This window comes from Streptomyces lonarensis (genome assembly GCF_012033735.1).
GTDB classification, from domain to species: Bacteria; Actinomycetota; Actinomycetes; order Streptomycetales; family Streptomycetaceae; genus Streptomyces; species Streptomyces lonarensis.
On the sequence record NZ_JAAVJD010000018.1, the window covers coordinates 27,389 to 42,251 of the forward strand.

The 14,863-nt window shown below is 64.2% G+C and carries 15 protein-coding genes and 3 pseudogenes; 12 read left to right on the top strand and 6 right to left on the bottom strand.

The features are described 5' to 3' along the window. The first annotated feature begins 167 nt into the window (after nucleotides 1-167). The 4 genes from HCN56_RS04635 (at nucleotide 168) to HCN56_RS04650 (ending at nucleotide 2,460) form a co-directional block, all read left to right on the top strand. Nucleotides 168-467, top strand: a complete 300-nt coding sequence (locus HCN56_RS04635) for a hypothetical protein (RefSeq protein WP_167968182.1) — start codon at nucleotides 168-170, stop codon at nucleotides 465-467. 1,162 nt (nucleotides 468-1,629) lie between these two features. Next, complete coding sequence (locus HCN56_RS04640) at nucleotides 1,630-1,917, top strand: hypothetical protein (RefSeq protein WP_167932225.1); 288 nt, start codon at nucleotides 1,630-1,632, stop codon at nucleotides 1,915-1,917. Beyond that, on the top strand, nucleotides 1,898-2,176 hold the full coding sequence (locus HCN56_RS04645; RefSeq protein WP_167968183.1) for a hypothetical protein: 279 nt from the start codon (nucleotides 1,898-1,900) through the stop codon (nucleotides 2,174-2,176). Before HCN56_RS04640 ends, HCN56_RS04645 begins: the two co-directional genes overlap by 20 nt. Nucleotides 2,177-2,208: 32 nt before the next feature. Next, entirely contained in the window at nucleotides 2,209-2,460 is a 252-nt protein-coding gene (locus HCN56_RS04650; protein ID WP_312871050.1) for a hypothetical protein, read from the top strand. Between the two features lie 207 nt (nucleotides 2,461-2,667). Here HCN56_RS04650 and HCN56_RS04655 read toward each other — a convergent pair. Then, nucleotides 2,668-3,018 (bottom strand): annotated as a pseudogene (locus HCN56_RS04655) (tyrosine-type recombinase/integrase); the annotation flags it as partial. 6 nt (nucleotides 3,019-3,024) lie between these two features. On the opposite strand from HCN56_RS04655, the gene HCN56_RS04660 reads away from it, so the two are divergent. The 5 genes and pseudogenes from HCN56_RS04660 to HCN56_RS04680 all read left to right on the top strand — a co-directional run bounded on the left by HCN56_RS04660 (nucleotide 3,025) and on the right by HCN56_RS04680 (nucleotide 8,923). Beyond that, a complete protein-coding gene (locus tag HCN56_RS04660) occupies nucleotides 3,025-3,459 on the top strand; it encodes a hypothetical protein (RefSeq protein WP_209312348.1) in 435 nt (144 codons plus the stop codon). A 376-nt stretch (nucleotides 3,460-3,835) separates the two neighbouring features. Continuing rightward, nucleotides 3,836-7,045, top strand: a complete 3,210-nt coding sequence (locus HCN56_RS04665) for a polymorphic toxin-type HINT domain-containing protein (RefSeq protein WP_167968186.1) — start codon at nucleotides 3,836-3,838, stop codon at nucleotides 7,043-7,045. A gap of 10 nt (nucleotides 7,046-7,055) precedes the next feature. After that, nucleotides 7,056-7,463: a hypothetical protein gene (locus HCN56_RS04670; protein WP_167968187.1), complete on the top strand. Its 408-nt coding sequence runs from the start codon at nucleotides 7,056-7,058 to the stop codon at nucleotides 7,461-7,463. A gap of 386 nt (nucleotides 7,464-7,849) precedes the next feature. Then, nucleotides 7,850-8,618, top strand: a pseudogene (locus HCN56_RS04675) (IS5 family transposase). After that, nucleotides 8,615-8,923 (top strand): hypothetical protein, encoded by a 309-nt coding sequence (locus HCN56_RS04680; RefSeq protein ID WP_167968188.1) that lies wholly within the window; start codon nucleotides 8,615-8,617, stop codon nucleotides 8,921-8,923. Before HCN56_RS04675 ends, HCN56_RS04680 begins: the two are co-directional and overlap by 4 nt. On the opposite strand, the pseudogene HCN56_RS04685 reads toward HCN56_RS04680, so the two are convergent. Beyond that, nucleotides 8,902-9,672, bottom strand: a pseudogene (locus HCN56_RS04685) (IS5 family transposase). The gene HCN56_RS04680 and the pseudogene HCN56_RS04685 overlap by 22 nt on opposite strands. Before the next feature lie 278 nt (nucleotides 9,673-9,950). Here HCN56_RS04685 and HCN56_RS04690 point away from each other — a divergent pair. Continuing rightward, nucleotides 9,951-10,286: a hypothetical protein gene (locus HCN56_RS04690; RefSeq protein ID WP_167968189.1), complete on the top strand. Its 336-nt coding sequence runs from the start codon at nucleotides 9,951-9,953 to the stop codon at nucleotides 10,284-10,286. Between the two features lie 163 nt (nucleotides 10,287-10,449). Further along, a complete protein-coding gene (locus HCN56_RS04695) occupies nucleotides 10,450-10,731 on the top strand; it encodes a S1 domain-containing protein (RefSeq protein WP_167968190.1) in 282 nt (93 codons plus the stop codon). Nucleotides 10,732-11,647: 916 nt separating this feature from the next. On the opposite strand, the gene HCN56_RS04700 is transcribed toward HCN56_RS04695, so the two are convergent. The 4 genes from HCN56_RS04700 to HCN56_RS04715 all read right to left on the bottom strand — a co-directional run bounded on the left by HCN56_RS04700 (nucleotide 11,648) and on the right by HCN56_RS04715 (nucleotide 14,224). Further along, nucleotides 11,648-12,700 carry a MerR family transcriptional regulator gene (locus HCN56_RS04700; RefSeq protein WP_167968191.1) on the bottom strand — a complete coding sequence of 351 codons (1,053 nt, stop codon included), beginning with the start codon at nucleotides 12,698-12,700 and terminating at the stop codon, nucleotides 11,648-11,650. Nucleotides 12,701-12,769: 69 nt separating this feature from the next. Further along, complete coding sequence (locus HCN56_RS04705) at nucleotides 12,770-13,054, bottom strand: DUF397 domain-containing protein (protein WP_167968192.1); 285 nt, start codon at nucleotides 13,052-13,054, stop codon at nucleotides 12,770-12,772. A 145-nt stretch (nucleotides 13,055-13,199) separates the two neighbouring features. Continuing rightward, nucleotides 13,200-13,409: a DUF397 domain-containing protein gene (locus HCN56_RS04710; RefSeq protein ID WP_167968193.1), complete on the bottom strand. Its 210-nt coding sequence runs from the start codon at nucleotides 13,407-13,409 to the stop codon at nucleotides 13,200-13,202. Beyond that, nucleotides 13,406-14,224 (bottom strand): helix-turn-helix domain-containing protein, encoded by an 819-nt coding sequence (locus HCN56_RS04715; RefSeq protein WP_167968194.1) that lies wholly within the window; start codon nucleotides 14,222-14,224, stop codon nucleotides 13,406-13,408. Before HCN56_RS04715 ends, HCN56_RS04710 begins: the two co-directional genes overlap by 4 nt. 319 nt (nucleotides 14,225-14,543) lie before the next feature. Here HCN56_RS04715 and HCN56_RS04720 point away from each other — a divergent pair, with 319 nt between their 5' ends. Next, entirely contained in the window at nucleotides 14,544-14,690 is a 147-nt protein-coding gene (locus HCN56_RS04720; protein WP_167932214.1) for a hypothetical protein, read from the top strand. Nucleotides 14,691-14,863 lie beyond the last annotated feature (173 nt).

A 14,863-nucleotide genomic window follows, 5' to 3' on the forward strand; every position in this document is an offset into this window, starting at 1 on the left:
ACGCTACTCCATCCCGACAGGGCTCTGCAAACACACCCAAACTCGCGAGAGGCGAATCAACGAGCCGCGACAGCTCCGCTGCTCCGGTGGCGGGTAGGCGTGTGCGCGCCGCGTACGGCGTGAGGTACACCCCGGACGACTCCGGCCGATCTGCCACATTCGAGGCCTTGGAGCTCGTGTGCGACACGCCCCCTTCCATCGTCTTCCCTTGCGGAACGGACTGGACCCTCAGAACAACCGAGGGCCACTGGCCCAACCTGCCCGCATGGTGTTTCCCGATCGAGTCGTGGGCTTTCGAGGAAGTAGAAGAGATTGGAAAACCCGGACTCGATGTCATCGCCTCGACCTCACGCCTCCTCGATGCCGTGGGCGAGGAGATCGGCACTCTGCTGGAGTTCCGCACTGCCTGGGTCACCGTCAGCTCCGGCGACGCCCTTTCGCTGGACGTCACACAAAAGAGCCAGTAGAGATCATTACCCAATCGAAACCAGTAGCGGCAAAGACGACCGAAACGGACCCCACTGATCCACCGATGATCATCGTCGAAACATTCCTCAGAGCGCATTCCAACAACTTCATTTCATTCGAGTCGACACAGAGCAAGGCCAAGGATTCTGGCTGCATCGAGGGATCGGCCTCCGTCTCCATCGATGGCCGCCCCTTTCTCGACGTCACCTGTGGGACTACGTCCACCCCCCTGCGCATACCTGGTTGATGCGGTCTGCTCGCTCCGTGCGACGGGATCGAGCTCCTTCTGTTTCCCGGACCAGCCTGTTCAGGTCAACCTTAATGGTGAGCCCAAAGGAAGATTGCTGGCATTCGTTACCGTTGCGGAACAGATTCGAAGACTACTCACCAACGAGGCTGAATTCGTTCAGGCACTGCGTTCACGCGGTTCGCATCTCTTCAGCAGAGCTGCATCACAGTTTTCCGGAACGGGCTACGATCGAGACAGCTCGTGGGCTCTTGCTGCGCGACCCGGAAGGCTCCTTCCTCAGCGACACCCGATGGGAGCGACGGCTTGACGAAAGCCAAGTCGCCGCTTTCAGGAAAGCAGAGCGGACGCTGGGTACGCGCATGAGAGACACGCAGCGTGAACTCCTGATATCGGAGATAGCGGGCCGACGGCTCACCTACGGCAAGCTGGTCTCGCGAGCCGAACGCGAGCTGCCGCGAGGGCCTTGACCTTCCGATCTGCAACAACAGACAAGGTTGAGGCTCGGCAGCCTGACAGAACCGAAAGACAGCGAGAGATCTACATGTCCAGAGAGGTCACATTGCACCGTCGAGTCTGTGGCCTGCTGCAGCACCAACCCCCCTGGGGGGGGGGAAGACGGATATACTCCGAGCTTCGAGATCTGTGACTGCTGCGGGATCGAATTCGGGTACGAAGGTATACGCCCTTCGGGCATCGCACGAGCTCGAGACGCTCGGAAGGAATCGGGGTACCGGTGGGCGGAAGACTCAGCGCGCCCCAGCGGCTGGTGTGCCGATATTCAGCTGCGGAACGCCTGGCACCCGGAGCAGTCTGACGCTGGACCCCGGCCCTAGTATCGCCATGGTAATTCAAGTCACTGCGCCGACGCCGACCTTCACGAGAACTTACAAAATCAGGGGGAGTGTTTTCTGATGGTCGAGATTCCAGTCGACAAGCTCAAGAATGTGATCGACTTGCTCATGGAGCGGATCCAGACCGATGAGCAGGTTTTGGACATCGAAGCGGACGCCTTCTGGTCGGTTCCGCGGGATCAGGCGTACAACGTCTACAGCGAACCGCAGAATCTCACGATCGGTATGCTCTCTGAGTCGTGGGGCCACCTGGAAGATATGCTCTCCGATCCCGACCGTGTCGTGGGACACGGCTTCGTGTGGCTCTCCGACGTGCTTCGCGCCATCGGTGACGAAGCATCCTCCTGATCAGGGAAGCAACGGTGGCTCGCCGCAGCTCATAGCCACCGACAACCACCCGCTCTGGCTGCCGGCCGCCCAGCAGTGGATCGACGCCGTCGATCTGGAGCCAGGCACCCAGCTCTACCCGGACGACGGCACCCTCGTCGACGTCACCGCCGTGACCGCCAGCGCCATCGCCACGATCTCACCGTCGAGTGCGTCCACACGGACTATGCAGGGCTTGCAGGTAAGGGTAGAAAGACTGCACCGGCGCGCGCGTTGCTGACTCAGGAGATCATCGTGCTTGGAGATAGTCAGGTGAGCAAGGAAGATCAGGTCGCAGACCTGAAGTTTTCGGCGGCGCAGGGGGAAAGCATCGAGGTGTGCTTCGAGCCCGTAGGAACCACCTTCTCCCTGAGTGACGGTGAAGCGGTCTTTCTCCGGACCGCAATATCGAACGTGGCCTCGTTTGAGATTGTCTCGTGGCCTAATGGGGTTGGGGTTTGGGTCCCCTACCCCGGCGACTATGCGATCGTTGACTCACAGGGGAACGAAATCGATACACTCTAATTCTCTCCCGTAAGAGAGGTGAGCCGCTCCGGATGCGTTGCGACGCCTCGACGATGGGGCCCCAGTAAGCGGCGGCGGGAGTGAAGCCACGAGATGCGAACCTGAAGCCCCGCCGGGTGACACCTGGCGGGGCTTCAGCGTGGTCTGACGGCAACGGCATTGGCAACGGCATCGTCAGCGGGTGGGTACTGCGCAAGCGAGGGATCGTCACCGTTCATCGGGCCCGGCAGTGCTGTTGGCGGCGTGGCGAAGGGCGGTACTGAGGGTGTCGATGGCGTCGCGCTGGAGGCGGAGCCTGACGTGGGCGTAGACGGTGGCGGTGACGCCGATGTGGGCGTGGCCGAACGGTTCCTTGATGATGACGAGTTCGACGCCCTGCTCCAGGAGCAGGGTCGCGGTCGATTGGTGGAGGTCGTGGGAGCGGATGCGGCGGAGGCCGGCCTTGCGGAGGAACGCGGTGGGGGTAAGGGTGAGGTCGGTCGGGTCGATCGGCCTGCCCTGCACCGTGGTGAACACGTGTCCGTCGTGCCGCCACGTGGCGTCCGGGGCCTCCCGGTCGTCGTCGTGGACACCGACACCGGCATCGCAAGGGATCACAACCTCACCATCGAGGGCATCCACACGTACTATGTGCTGGCGGACGACACTCCGGTGCTGGTGCACGATTCCGGAGGGGCGTGCAAGGAAGTAACCCTGCCGAGATTCGACATCTTCGAACAAGCTCGCAACAAGGCGCCCGATCTCCTGGGTGAGGTTGATCCAGCTACTCGGCAGCCGTACATCGGGCGTCTCGAATCTGCGCCGACTACCTACGGCAAGGTAGTGGGATTCACCACTCGAGTGGACGGCGAATTCAAGAGGTTCAGGATGGACTACAATCCGGTGAAGGGTCCCCATATTAACCTGGAAGTCGGCAAGGGTGACTTCGCACGCAAGTGGGCAGTGCCATGGAATGGAACAGAAGACGATTTCGCGAGAATGCTTGGCGGTAATTCGTGACGGTCCACGGTGTATACGGAACCAGGCCCGACCTCCTGCCTAGGTCTATGGTTCGAGTGGTTCGTGCAGACCCGCAGGGTGACCGACGGCTGACTTGGGTTGGGCGGCCGGGTGTGCAGTTGCTGAACCTGGATCACCATCTCCAGTACGAGCGTGAAAGCCTCAGTCATTACCCGCGCAGCCCCGGGACACCGGCTACACGATCTACGACGGACTGCTGCGCCCGCGGCAGACGCAGGAACCCGGGCCGAACGGGGGCCGCCTGCTCACCGACACCTTCCACGACGAACGCGGTCTCGTCTCGCGGACGTTCGGCGCCTACTACACGCCCGGGGCCCCGAGCGGCACGCTGTTCCTCCCGGACGACGCCGACAGTGTGGAGACCCAGACGCGCCACACCTACGACGGAGTGGGGCGCGACATCCGGACCCAGGTCCTGGGTGGGAACAGCGACGGCGCGAAGGTCCTCGCCACCACGGAGACGACGCACTTCGGCGACCGGGTCACGGTGGTCCCCCCTGACGGCGCGACGGTCACGACGTCGCTCAGTGATGCACGGGGCCGTCTGACCGAGCTGCGCCAGCACCACGGTCGCAGCGCCGCCGGCGAGTACGACACGACGCGCTACACCTACACACCCGCCGACCAGGTCGCCGGGGTCACCACCCCGTCGGGCGCGACGTGGGAGTACCGGTACGACCAGCAGGGGCAGCGGACCGCCTCGATCGACCCGGACACCGGAACGACCACCAGCACGTACTCCGACCGCGGCGAGCTGGTGACCACCACCAACGCCCGCGGCGTCACCCTCCACCGCACCTACGACGGGCTGGGCCGGCAGACCGAACTGCGCGAGGAGAACGCCGAAGGGCGGCTGCGCGCACAGTGGGAGTACGACACCGTCCCGAGAGGGAAGGGCCAGCTCAGCAGAGCGACTCGCTGGGAGGACGGCGAGGCGTACGTCAACGAAGTCGTCGCCTACGACCCCCGGTACCGGCCTGTGCGCAGCAGGACCATCATCCCGGGAGCGGAAGGGGCACTCGCCGGTACCTACGAGACAAGGCAGGACCACACGCCCGCCGGCCTGGTCCGCGGTGTGACGTACCCCGCTGCCGGCGGTCTTCCGACCCACGGCATCTCCTACACCTACGAGAACGGCACGCTGCGGCCGATCCGGGCCTTCGAGCAGGGAGGGCTGACCGCTACCACGGTCTACAGCCACACCGGTAAGCCGGTGCAGTTCGCGATGCACCGCGACGCGGCGGATACCGTCTGGGCCACCAACACCTACGAGCGAGGTACCCAACGGCTTCAGACCACACGGGTCGACCGCTCTGACCAGCCCGGTTTCGACCGGCGCGAGACCTACTCGTACGACGACGCCGGCAACGTCCTCTCGATCGCGGACACCTCCAGCAGCGGTGCCGACGTGCAGTGCTTCTCCTACGACCACCTGCGCCGACTGACCGAGGCATGGGCGCAGTCGCGCACCGACTGCACGACTGACGGCGGAGCGCCGAACATCGGTGGGCCGTCCCCCTACCATCACGCCTACACCTACGACGAGGCCGGGAACCGCACGACGGAGACCCTGCACGAGCAGGACATCACCCGCACCTACAGCTACGACGAGGACCAGCCGCACACGCTCACCGAGGTCGTCCAGGAGGCGCCGGGCGTCCGGTCGCTGGAGGAGTACGGCTACGACGAGTCCGGCAACACCGTCTCCCGGCAGGTCGGGGGCAAGACCCAGACACTGGAGTGGAACCCCGAGGGCCGCGTCGCTTCCGTGGAGGACGCGGACGGCACGACAGTCGAGTACGTCTACGACGCGGACGGCTCGCGGCTGATCGGCCGCACCGGCACGGAGACGACGCTCTACCTGGGCCACACCGAGGTCACCGTCGCCAACGGCGGCAGCACGCCCACCGCCGAGCGCTACCTTCCGATGGGCGGCGGCCACACCGCGGTCGTCGATTCCGAAGGCACCACCAGCTTCGTCATGGCCGACCACCACGGCACGGGCAATCTCGCGATCGACGCGGAGAGCCTGGAGACGACACATCGGCGCACCCTCCCCTTCGGGGCGTACCGCGACGACGTGCCGGAGGAGCTGTGGCCGGGGACTCGCACCTTCGTCGGCGGGACCGACGACGTATCCACGGGGCTCTACAACATCGGCGCCCGTGAATACGACGCCGCCATCGGCCGCTTCATCTCGGCCGACCCCATCATGGACCTGACCGACCCCCAGCAGGTCCACGGCTACGCGTACGCGAACAACAACCCGCTCGCCTACAGCGACCCCACGGGGCTGTTCTTCTTCGGGCCGGTGGGCTGGGTACACCGCATCGTTCAGACCATCATCAAGACGGTCGTCAAACACGCCTCATCGGCCATGCGGACCGCGAAACGCAAGGTCTCTCCTCCCCGCCGCCCTGTCATCAGCCGTTTCTCATCTTCAAAGTCCCGCAGTTCCCATGCGAACAACACCCGAGCGCAATCTCCCACCGCAACGCAGGCCTCCTACAGCCCCGGGACCGGCGTATCCCAAACGTCCAATTCTTGCACGACGCAACGGTTCTGCCCGGACTGGCTCCCCGGCTTCTTGGGCAGGAAAGCACTAGATTGGCTCGATCGGAGCGTCGAATTCGGCAAGGACTCGCTAGAGTTCGGCGCATCAGTAGTAGGCGTAGATGACATGGTCGGGTGTGCGCAGGACCCCGGCTTCACGGCGGAGTGCGGCTGGACGCTGGCTGCCGCGATACCAGCTTCCCGAATTGCCCGATTCATAGGAACTTCACTCCCAGGCGCGAGACGCCTGGTAGGGGCATGCAGCAGCTTCGTCCCAGGCACCCGCGTTCTCATGGCCGACGGGACCACGAAGGCCATCGAGGATGTCGCGGTCGGCGACGAGGTACTCGCCACCGACCCCGCAACCGGCGAAACCGGTGCACGCACAGTCACCGCCGAGTTGACCAGCACCGGCGACAAGCTACTCGTCACCGTGAGCGTCCTGGACGGCAACGGCAACCCGCAGCAGCTCATAGCCACCGACAACCACCCACTCTGGCTGGCGACCACCCAGCAGTGGATAGACGCCGTCGATCTCGAACCAGGCGTCCAGCTCTACGCCAACGACGGCACCCTCGTCGACGTCACCGCCGTCGCCACCAGCACCACGGCCACGACCGTCCACAACCTCACCATCGAGGGCATCCACACGTACTATGTGCTGGCCGGCGAAATCCCCGTCCTCGCACACAACAGCAATTGCGGCCCCAACCTTTCTATCAACGAGGGTCAATTTGGCAAAAAATGGGGTAAGCACGCCCAAGACTATGACCTGAACCCCGGCGACGCATCTTCTCGAAAGTGGTTCCGCGACAGGATCGCCGAGGTTCGAACGTCACCCGACGAGGTCCGACAGGGCCCGTATAATCCCACGAGAGGTGGCGGAGAAGACTACTTCTTCTATCGCCAAGGAGACGACCTCCTCATCACCAAGAGCGACGGCCAGTTCGTCACCATGTTCCCCATGGAGGGCCCGAACAAATGGCTTCAGCAAGCCACTCCCAATTCGTAAGGCCCTGAAAATGACCGAGCACACCTCCGGGAATCTACTGACGGGGCATCGCATCCGAGCCGCGCTCGGTATTACATACGTCGCAGACGAAACCGAGGATTCCTCACTTGAAGGCCTGGAGCTTTTGCGCGAAGCGGAACAGTCTATCGTATTGTCTTGCGGCACGGACTGGACACTCAAGGTAAACGAAGGCAACTGGCCAGAAATGCCTGCCTGGTGCTGGCCCGCCGAGTCGTGGGCTTTCCGCGAAATCGAAGAAATCGGAAGCCCCGGGATCGACGTCATCACCTCAACATCAAGCCTCTTTGATTCGACGGGTGAGAATTTCGGAATTCTACTGGAGTTCTCCAAGGCATGGGTAACCGTCAGCTCGGGTGAATCTCTTACCCTTGAGATTAAACACAAGAGCTCACATTAAGAGGCTGTCTCACGTGACTGTCTCACGTGGTGCGTTTCGTGAGTTTCTTGTAGCAGGTCAGCGTGGCGGCCGGGCCGAGGAAGGCGAGAAAGTGGGAGCCCTTTCGCTCGTATCGGACGGTGAGCCGTCGGTAGCCGAAGAGCCAGGCGATCGATCTCTCGATCTTCCAGCGGTGCCGGCCGAGACGTTCGCCGGACTCGATTCCCGGCCTGGCGATGCGCGGGACAAGTCCCCGTTCACGCAGCCAGGAGAGGTGGTCAGCAGAGAAGTACTCCTTGAGCTGATTCCAACCTGGCTGGCGGGTAGTGCGGTTGGGCTGACAACGTGGTGAAGCCCCTGGTAGACGGGTTCACGACCAAGATTCCCTCGCCCACCAGAGGCTTCACATGCTTGTCTACCCGTCCGGGCTGGACGTGTCCAGCTCTGCCCTGCGCCTGCTGTCGACCGAGCTCCGCCGACGCCGGGTGGTGATCGGAACCCGCTGGCGACGCCTGAACACGGGGCGCCAGGCCCTGCTCACCCTCGCCCACCTCCGCAACGCCCCGCCCCTACGCCCAGCTCGCGGCCGGGTTCGGCATCGGAACCACGACCGCCTACCGGTACATCGCCGAGGCCGTAGAGGTCCTGGCCGCTCTCGCTCCGAGGCTCGCCGAGGCGGCACGGACTGCCTCGGCGAAGGCGTTCGTGCTACTGGACGGGACGCTCCTGCCGACCGACCGCATCGCCGCCGACCGGCCCTTCTACTCCGGAAAGCACAAGAGACACGGGATGAACGTGCAGGTCCTCGCCGATCCCTTCGGCCGGCTGCTGTGGGCCTCACCAGCTCTACCCGGTGCTGTCCACGACGTCCGCGCGGCTCGCGAGCACGGCATCGTCGACGCCCTCACCGAGATCGGCGTCGCGTGCTGGGCCGACAAGGGATACCGCGGTGCCGGCGGCACGGTCCGCACCCCGTACTGGGGACGGTGGGAAACACTCTCCGCAGGCCAGCAGGCGGTGAACCGGTCCCACGCGAAGATCCGCGCACTCGTCGAACAGGCCGTCGCCACCCTCAAGTCCTGGCGACTCCTCCGCAAGCTCCGCTGCTCAACCACCCGCATCACCGCCCTCGTCCAAGCCGTCCTCACCCTGCATCTGGCCAGCTCAGCAGCATGATGGAAAAGGCTCAGTGGCTGCGCGAAGGCGCACGTCAGTCGATTCAGAAATACCGCACCGGAAAGATTTCGCTTCGAACCCTGATCAACGACCTCGACTCGACTTCCTCGCATTTTGAGGCATCCTCACTTGGCGAGGAGCTTCGCTCACATTGGTGGACCCTAGAGGAAATCTATGCCGTTGCCCTTGACCGAGGCGATCTTGAAGAACTGTCCCGCGAGGACAAATTGGACATCGAGGAGGCCCTCGATGCACTGGATCGAGTATTGAGTCAGAGGTTGTCTCACGTGGTGAGTTTCGTGTAGCAGGTCAGCGTGGCGACCAGGCCGAGGAAGGCGAGAAGGTGGGAGTCCTTTCGCTCGTATCGAACGGTGAGCCGTCGGTAGCCGCCGGCCGAGACGTTCACCGGACTCGATTCCCGGCCTGGCGATGCGCGGGACAGGTCCCCGTTCACGCAGCCAGGAGAGGTGGTCAGCAGAGAAGTACGCCTTGTCGGCCCGGAGCTTGACCGGGCGGCGCCGACGAGGTCCGCGCCTGGAGCGGATGGCGGGTATCGCGCGGATCAGCGGCTTGAGGGCGAGGCTGTCGTGCATGTTCGCGCCGGACACGGCCACGGCGAGCGGAAGGCCCTGGGCCTCGGACAACACGTGCAGCTTGTTGCCCTTCTTGCCGCGATCGACCGGGTTCGGCCCGGTCAGCGAGCCCCCCTTTCCGCCCGCACCGACGCGGCGTCCACGATCGCCGAGGTCCAGTCGATCTCACCCCGGGCGCCAAGTTCGTCCAGGACCGCCCGGTGCAACCGGCGCCACAGTCCCGCCTCGGTCCACGCGGTGAACCGCCGGTGCGCCGTAGCGGGCGACACCCCGAACGTCTCCGGCAGATACCGCCAGGCACACCCACTGGTCAGCACGTACACCACAGCCGCGAACACGGCGCGCTCGTCCAGCGGCGCCGTCCCACCGCCCTGCGGACGAGAGTTGAACGACGGCAGCAACGGGGCAACCAGTTCCCACAGACCGTCAGGAACCAGCCGCTGCGACAGATCGACACTCACGAAGAGACATCATGCCGCAGCTCCCAACACCACCACGTGAGACAACCTCTAGGTCTACCGTTTCAGGCGCCCGCAGCAACATGGCGGGCGCCTGAGGTCCTTAACCGCCGCATTTGCCAAAGTCTCCCTGCGTGACTGCGCCTGGCTACCAACAAGAGCGACGCGAGGAGTTGACCGTGAATGACCCAATGGACTACTCCGGAATCAAGTCCTAGACAGAGGAATGGGGAGAAAGAGTTGATTACCTGGACTACGTCAAATTTCATGGAGATCTAGGGATGATGGTGGCACTCTCTCGGGTTTTCTGGCCGCGCCTCGTCGAAGTGGAGAGCTGCGTGCCATGGGATCGCGCTTACGAAGAGTCGAATTTCAAAGCTTGGCGTGATAGCCTCTCCGGCGACGTTCGGAAGATTGAGGCGACGTTGAACCAACTACGAGTCTGGCAAAGTGTCGATTCGAATGAGACTGAAGAAGACTGGCGGGCGCAGGATTTCTTTGCTGCACGCGTTGCCAAGACTTGGCGCGCCGCATTGTCCGCTGGATTTCCTGAACGAAGCTTCGGTGTTCGGGTCATCGACCCCGAGGATGGCTCAATTGTTACCTTCTCGTCCTGAGTTATGACGGCGGTGTCGTCACAGCCAGAACCCCTAAAGCTGATTTTGACTAGCACTTCAGTCAGTACGTACATTCGCATAATGGCGTTCCTGGCGTGGAGGTTGCCATTCCGAACACGGCGTTCGGTCGACTTGATCAGTACCCACGAAGTTTGGCAGGACAGTGACAAACGGACAGCTCAGCGAATACGAGCAAGCCCTCGTCGGCGAGATGGTCGATGGTGAAATTGAGGCGGTCTTTCGCTGGGGAATAATCGTGGACCTGGGACTATCTCGCGCTGGGCTCATTGACGCCCTGTACATCGACGCTGGGGATAATTACCAGGTTGGCGATCAAGTCAGCGGCTACCTGGACTACTTTGACGAGCAGAAGGACAAGTTCATCTTGAGGCCGCCTAACCAAATCCCGCTTGCTGAGCGACTGAGGCGGGCAACGGGCCAATAGTTGAAGGTCCTCAACCAAGTCCGCGCAGACCCCTGACCAGAAGCCCCGTCAGGTGAGTGTCGGCGGGGCTTCTGGGGCCCCGGCGACCGTTTCGCCAAGGCGGCAGGAGCGATTCGATCAGCGCCCACACGTCGTCGTCCACGATCTCCGGCCGGGTATGACACCATCACGAACGGCCGAGTCGTCACACCGGCCACGGCCGACCAGCACACTTCGACAGGATCGTGCTACAAGCTCTAATGACGCTCATTCAATTGACTGACCCCGACTTTCGCGTGTGCGAGATCGGTTTCGACTTGTTGTTGACCATCCAGGAAGAGGCGGAGGAGAAAGGATGGGCAACCCGATGGTCCTCTGCGGATGCGCTTCGGAGCCAAGCCAGGGAAGGCGACGTCTTGCTTCGACCATTGACGCGGGAGGAGCGCGGAGGAGTCGTGCGATCGTATCGATGCCTGCTGCTTTTCGCGACGAAATGATGACCAGAACGCTGGCGGCGTCGCCACCATGGATATCGACCCGGCAAGACTGAAATTACTGGAGCGAATCGATCGAGACCCTACTACTCGGAGAGCCTTCGCACAGATTTTCACGCTAGCAACAGGCGGGATTCTGATGATCCCGAAGGAATAGCCTCTCAATCTGTTCGGAGCAGGCTGTGCGATTAGGCCGAGAATGGGGCGAAGCCCCCGGGTTGACGCGTTCACGACCAAGATCGCCCGTTTCGCCGGAACTTTGCATGGGAGTCCGGGGCCAGAGGTGACTCCTCGTCGCCGAGACCGTCGGGCTGCGGCTGAAGGATGGGGGCGCCGCTTTCCTGCTCCAGGCCGACGGAGGCTGCCGGGCGCACCTCCGCGTCTACCGCACCCCGCACTCCGACAGGTGGAGGTCCAGGGCCTGATCGGCGAGAGGCCAGGAGTCAACCGGTGCGCGGTGGGCGGGGTTGATAGTCGGGTGGGGTGGTGGTGGGGGTGAGGGCGGTGGAGAGCCAGGTGAAGGCTCGGGCGTAGTCGGCTAGTTGGGCATTGTTGGATTCCAGGGTGCCGCTGATGACCTGGACGAGGTGCTGGTAGCGCTCCTGGGGGTCGGTGGCGGGTGGGCCCTGGGCTGCCTGTTCCAGGTCGGCGAGGATGGTCGGCTCGATCTCCAGCAGCCCGCGGCCGATCTCGTCGCGCGTCTCCGGGTCCTCGAAGGAGGCGTCGAACATCTCGCCGAGCCAGGTGAGGTAGCGGGCGGCCAGCTCCTGGCCGAGGGGCGAGTCCGGGGCCACGCCGGCCTTGTGTGCCTCGACGGCCTCCTCGATGAGCGGGGTGGCGCTCTCGTAGGAGGCGAGCGCCGTCGGGGAGACCAGCATCTGGCCGGGGCCGTCGGTGAAGCGGTCGTTCAGGTCGTCGCGGATCGCGCGCCGCACCTCCGGGTCGCTGACCATCGACGCCAACTCGATCCAGGCGTCCAGCTGCTCCGGGGTCGGCTCGTCCGGGAGTCGGGGCGGCGCCGAGTTCAGCTCGGCCACGAACCGCGGGTTCTCGTTGAGGCCGTCGCTCACGTCGGCCCAGAACTCCTCGATCAGCCGCACTCGCTCCTCGTCCGACATGGTGACGAGGCGGTGCAGCAGGGCGATCTGCTCGGCGCTGCCTCGCTGGCGGACGATGGCCCGGAGCACCGCGCGGCGGGCGCGCAGTCGGGACGCCTCACGTTCCAGGACCTCCAGGTGCGCGGTGGCCAGTTCGTGGACGGTCGTCCGGCCGGCTATGAGCTGTCGGATGTCGTCCAGGCCGGTGTCGAGGTCGCGCAGGGTGCGGACCATCTCCAGGCGGGCCACGGCCTCGATGGAGTACAGGCGGTAGCCGGCGGGCGTGAGCCCGGAGGGCTCCACGACACCGGCGTCGGCGTAGAAGCGGATGGCGCTGACGCTGAGGCCGGTGCGGCGCGCCACGTCTCCGATCGGGTACATCGTCGCGTCGTCGTTCACGCTGCCACTCTGCGGTCTCAACCCGCTTGAGACTCAACCCCTCGTGCGAACGGGACGACGCGCGGCGCCTCAGCGCGCGGCGTGGGCGTCCTTCACCGTGGCCACGAAGGCCAGCCAGCCGGAGGGCGGAAAGGCCAGGATGGGGCTGTCGTGCAGCTTGGAGTCGCGCACCGGGACGACGGTCGCCGGGCCGAGCCCGGCTTCGAGGCAAGCGCCGCCGTTGCTGCTGCTGTAGCTCGACCGGTGCCAGTCGACCGGGCCGCAGCAGCGTGGGTCGTAGCCGACCTCCAGACACTCGCCACCATTGGTGCCGCTGTAGCTGGACTTCCGCCAGATGAATCGGTCGCGGTGCATGCGCCACCTCCGGGTGGGCGAGCCGGGTCCCTGGACCCACCACGGTGACCGGCGGCCGGACGGTGCGCAAGACCGCCGTAACAGCGCGAACCCCGCCGGTTCACTCATCCGACCCGGCGGGGTCCTGACGTCGCACGCGTTGCACTCAGGCGGAGAAGCGGCCGTCCTTGACCGTGGCCAGGAACTTGCCCCAACCGGCGCTCGGGAAGCTCAGCACCGGACTGTCGGACAGCTTCGAGTCACGCACCGGGACCGCACCCGGCAGGCCACGCCCGGCCTCCAGGCAGTTCCCACCGTTGGTGCTGCTGTAGGTGGACTTGTGCCACTGCACGGCACGTCCGGTTCCACCACTCATCTCTGAAGACCTCTCATGTGTTCGCGGATCAGTTCGACCGACTTGCCGGGCGACAGAGCTTCAGCCCTCAAGAGATCATATGCATGCAGGGCATCCCGAGTCTCAGACTCGTCTGCACTCATTCGTCCTTGAGCGAAACCGTCCGCGTAGAGCACGTCGGGCGTCTCCGTGAAGCTCAGGATCGTGAAGGGACCGGCCAAGCCAGTGTGCGCCGTCACCACTTCCGGGACAACCTGGATAACGGTCCTCGGTTGCTCACCTTCTTGAAGCAGTCGCTCGAGCTGCCCCCGCATGACGTTGTCTCCGCCCAACCGGCGACGCAACACTTGCTCGTCGAGGACGAACCACGCTCGCGGCCTTCCCTTCCCGGCAAGGACCTGCTGACGGCTGATCCTCGACGTCACGAGGTCGTCGAGCATGTCTGATCGCAGGGCGGACAGCATTGCTCGCGCATACTCCTCCGTCTGCAACAACCCCGGGATCACTTGGCTTTCAAAGCTCCGGATCGCGATGGCCTCCCGCTCCATCTCGACGTACGGCAGGAACCAGGCGGGGTAGGCGTAGGCCAGCACCAGGGGGTGCAGGCGGGCGAAGTGGCCGTCGGTGGCCAGCGCGGCGTCCAGGCTCTCGGACATCTCGATCGACGGCACCTGCCGGGCCCGTTCGATCTTGCAGATCATCGACTGGGTGGTGTGGGCGGCCGAGGCAAGCTCCCCCTGCGCCCACGACGCCTTCGTGCGCAGGCGCCGCAGCTCCGTCCCGAAGAACTCCAGCAAGGAAACCTTCGGAGACGGGGTGATGCGTTCGGCGGTCATGGTCCTCCTCTCCCTTCACATGACGGAATGCGGCTCATCGGTGAACCACTGGCGTGTCCACCGAACCGAGCGCAACCCTAGAGCCACAAACAGTCACCTGCGCCCCACATGCACAGATTCGAGGATTCGAATCCATGACACGCCACAAACGGCGAGAAGCACGGAAATCGCGTGCGACAATGCGCGCCTCCGGGCCTCCTGCGGTGTCGCCCCATCCGTGTTTCCGCAGTTCCCATCCTTCGCACCACTCGCCGCCGCGCACCGCTGGCCTGCGGTTTCTCTCGCGCGAGGCGACCGCACTCCCCCGGGCGGCCCTCGCGTGAACAACGACGAAGCGGAATCCCCGCCACCGCCGGAACCGCCGGCGGAGGAATCCGACCTGCCGACGCTCGCCCAGCTTCTGGCCCGGAGTGCGGAACTCGCGGCGCGCATTGAGGAACATCTCAGGAAGTTGGGCGAACGATGAAGATCCCCTTCAATGAGGTTTTCTCAACGGTCCTTACTTCCATGAGCCGTGTAGGACGAGGGCGGCTTTGGTGATGGCTCCGATTCTGTTGGGGCTGAGGGTGACGTGCTGGAGTGCGCGCCAGCGTTGCTTGAGTTCGGCGGCGGCGCGTTCGCCGAGGCCGCGTGTGCCGC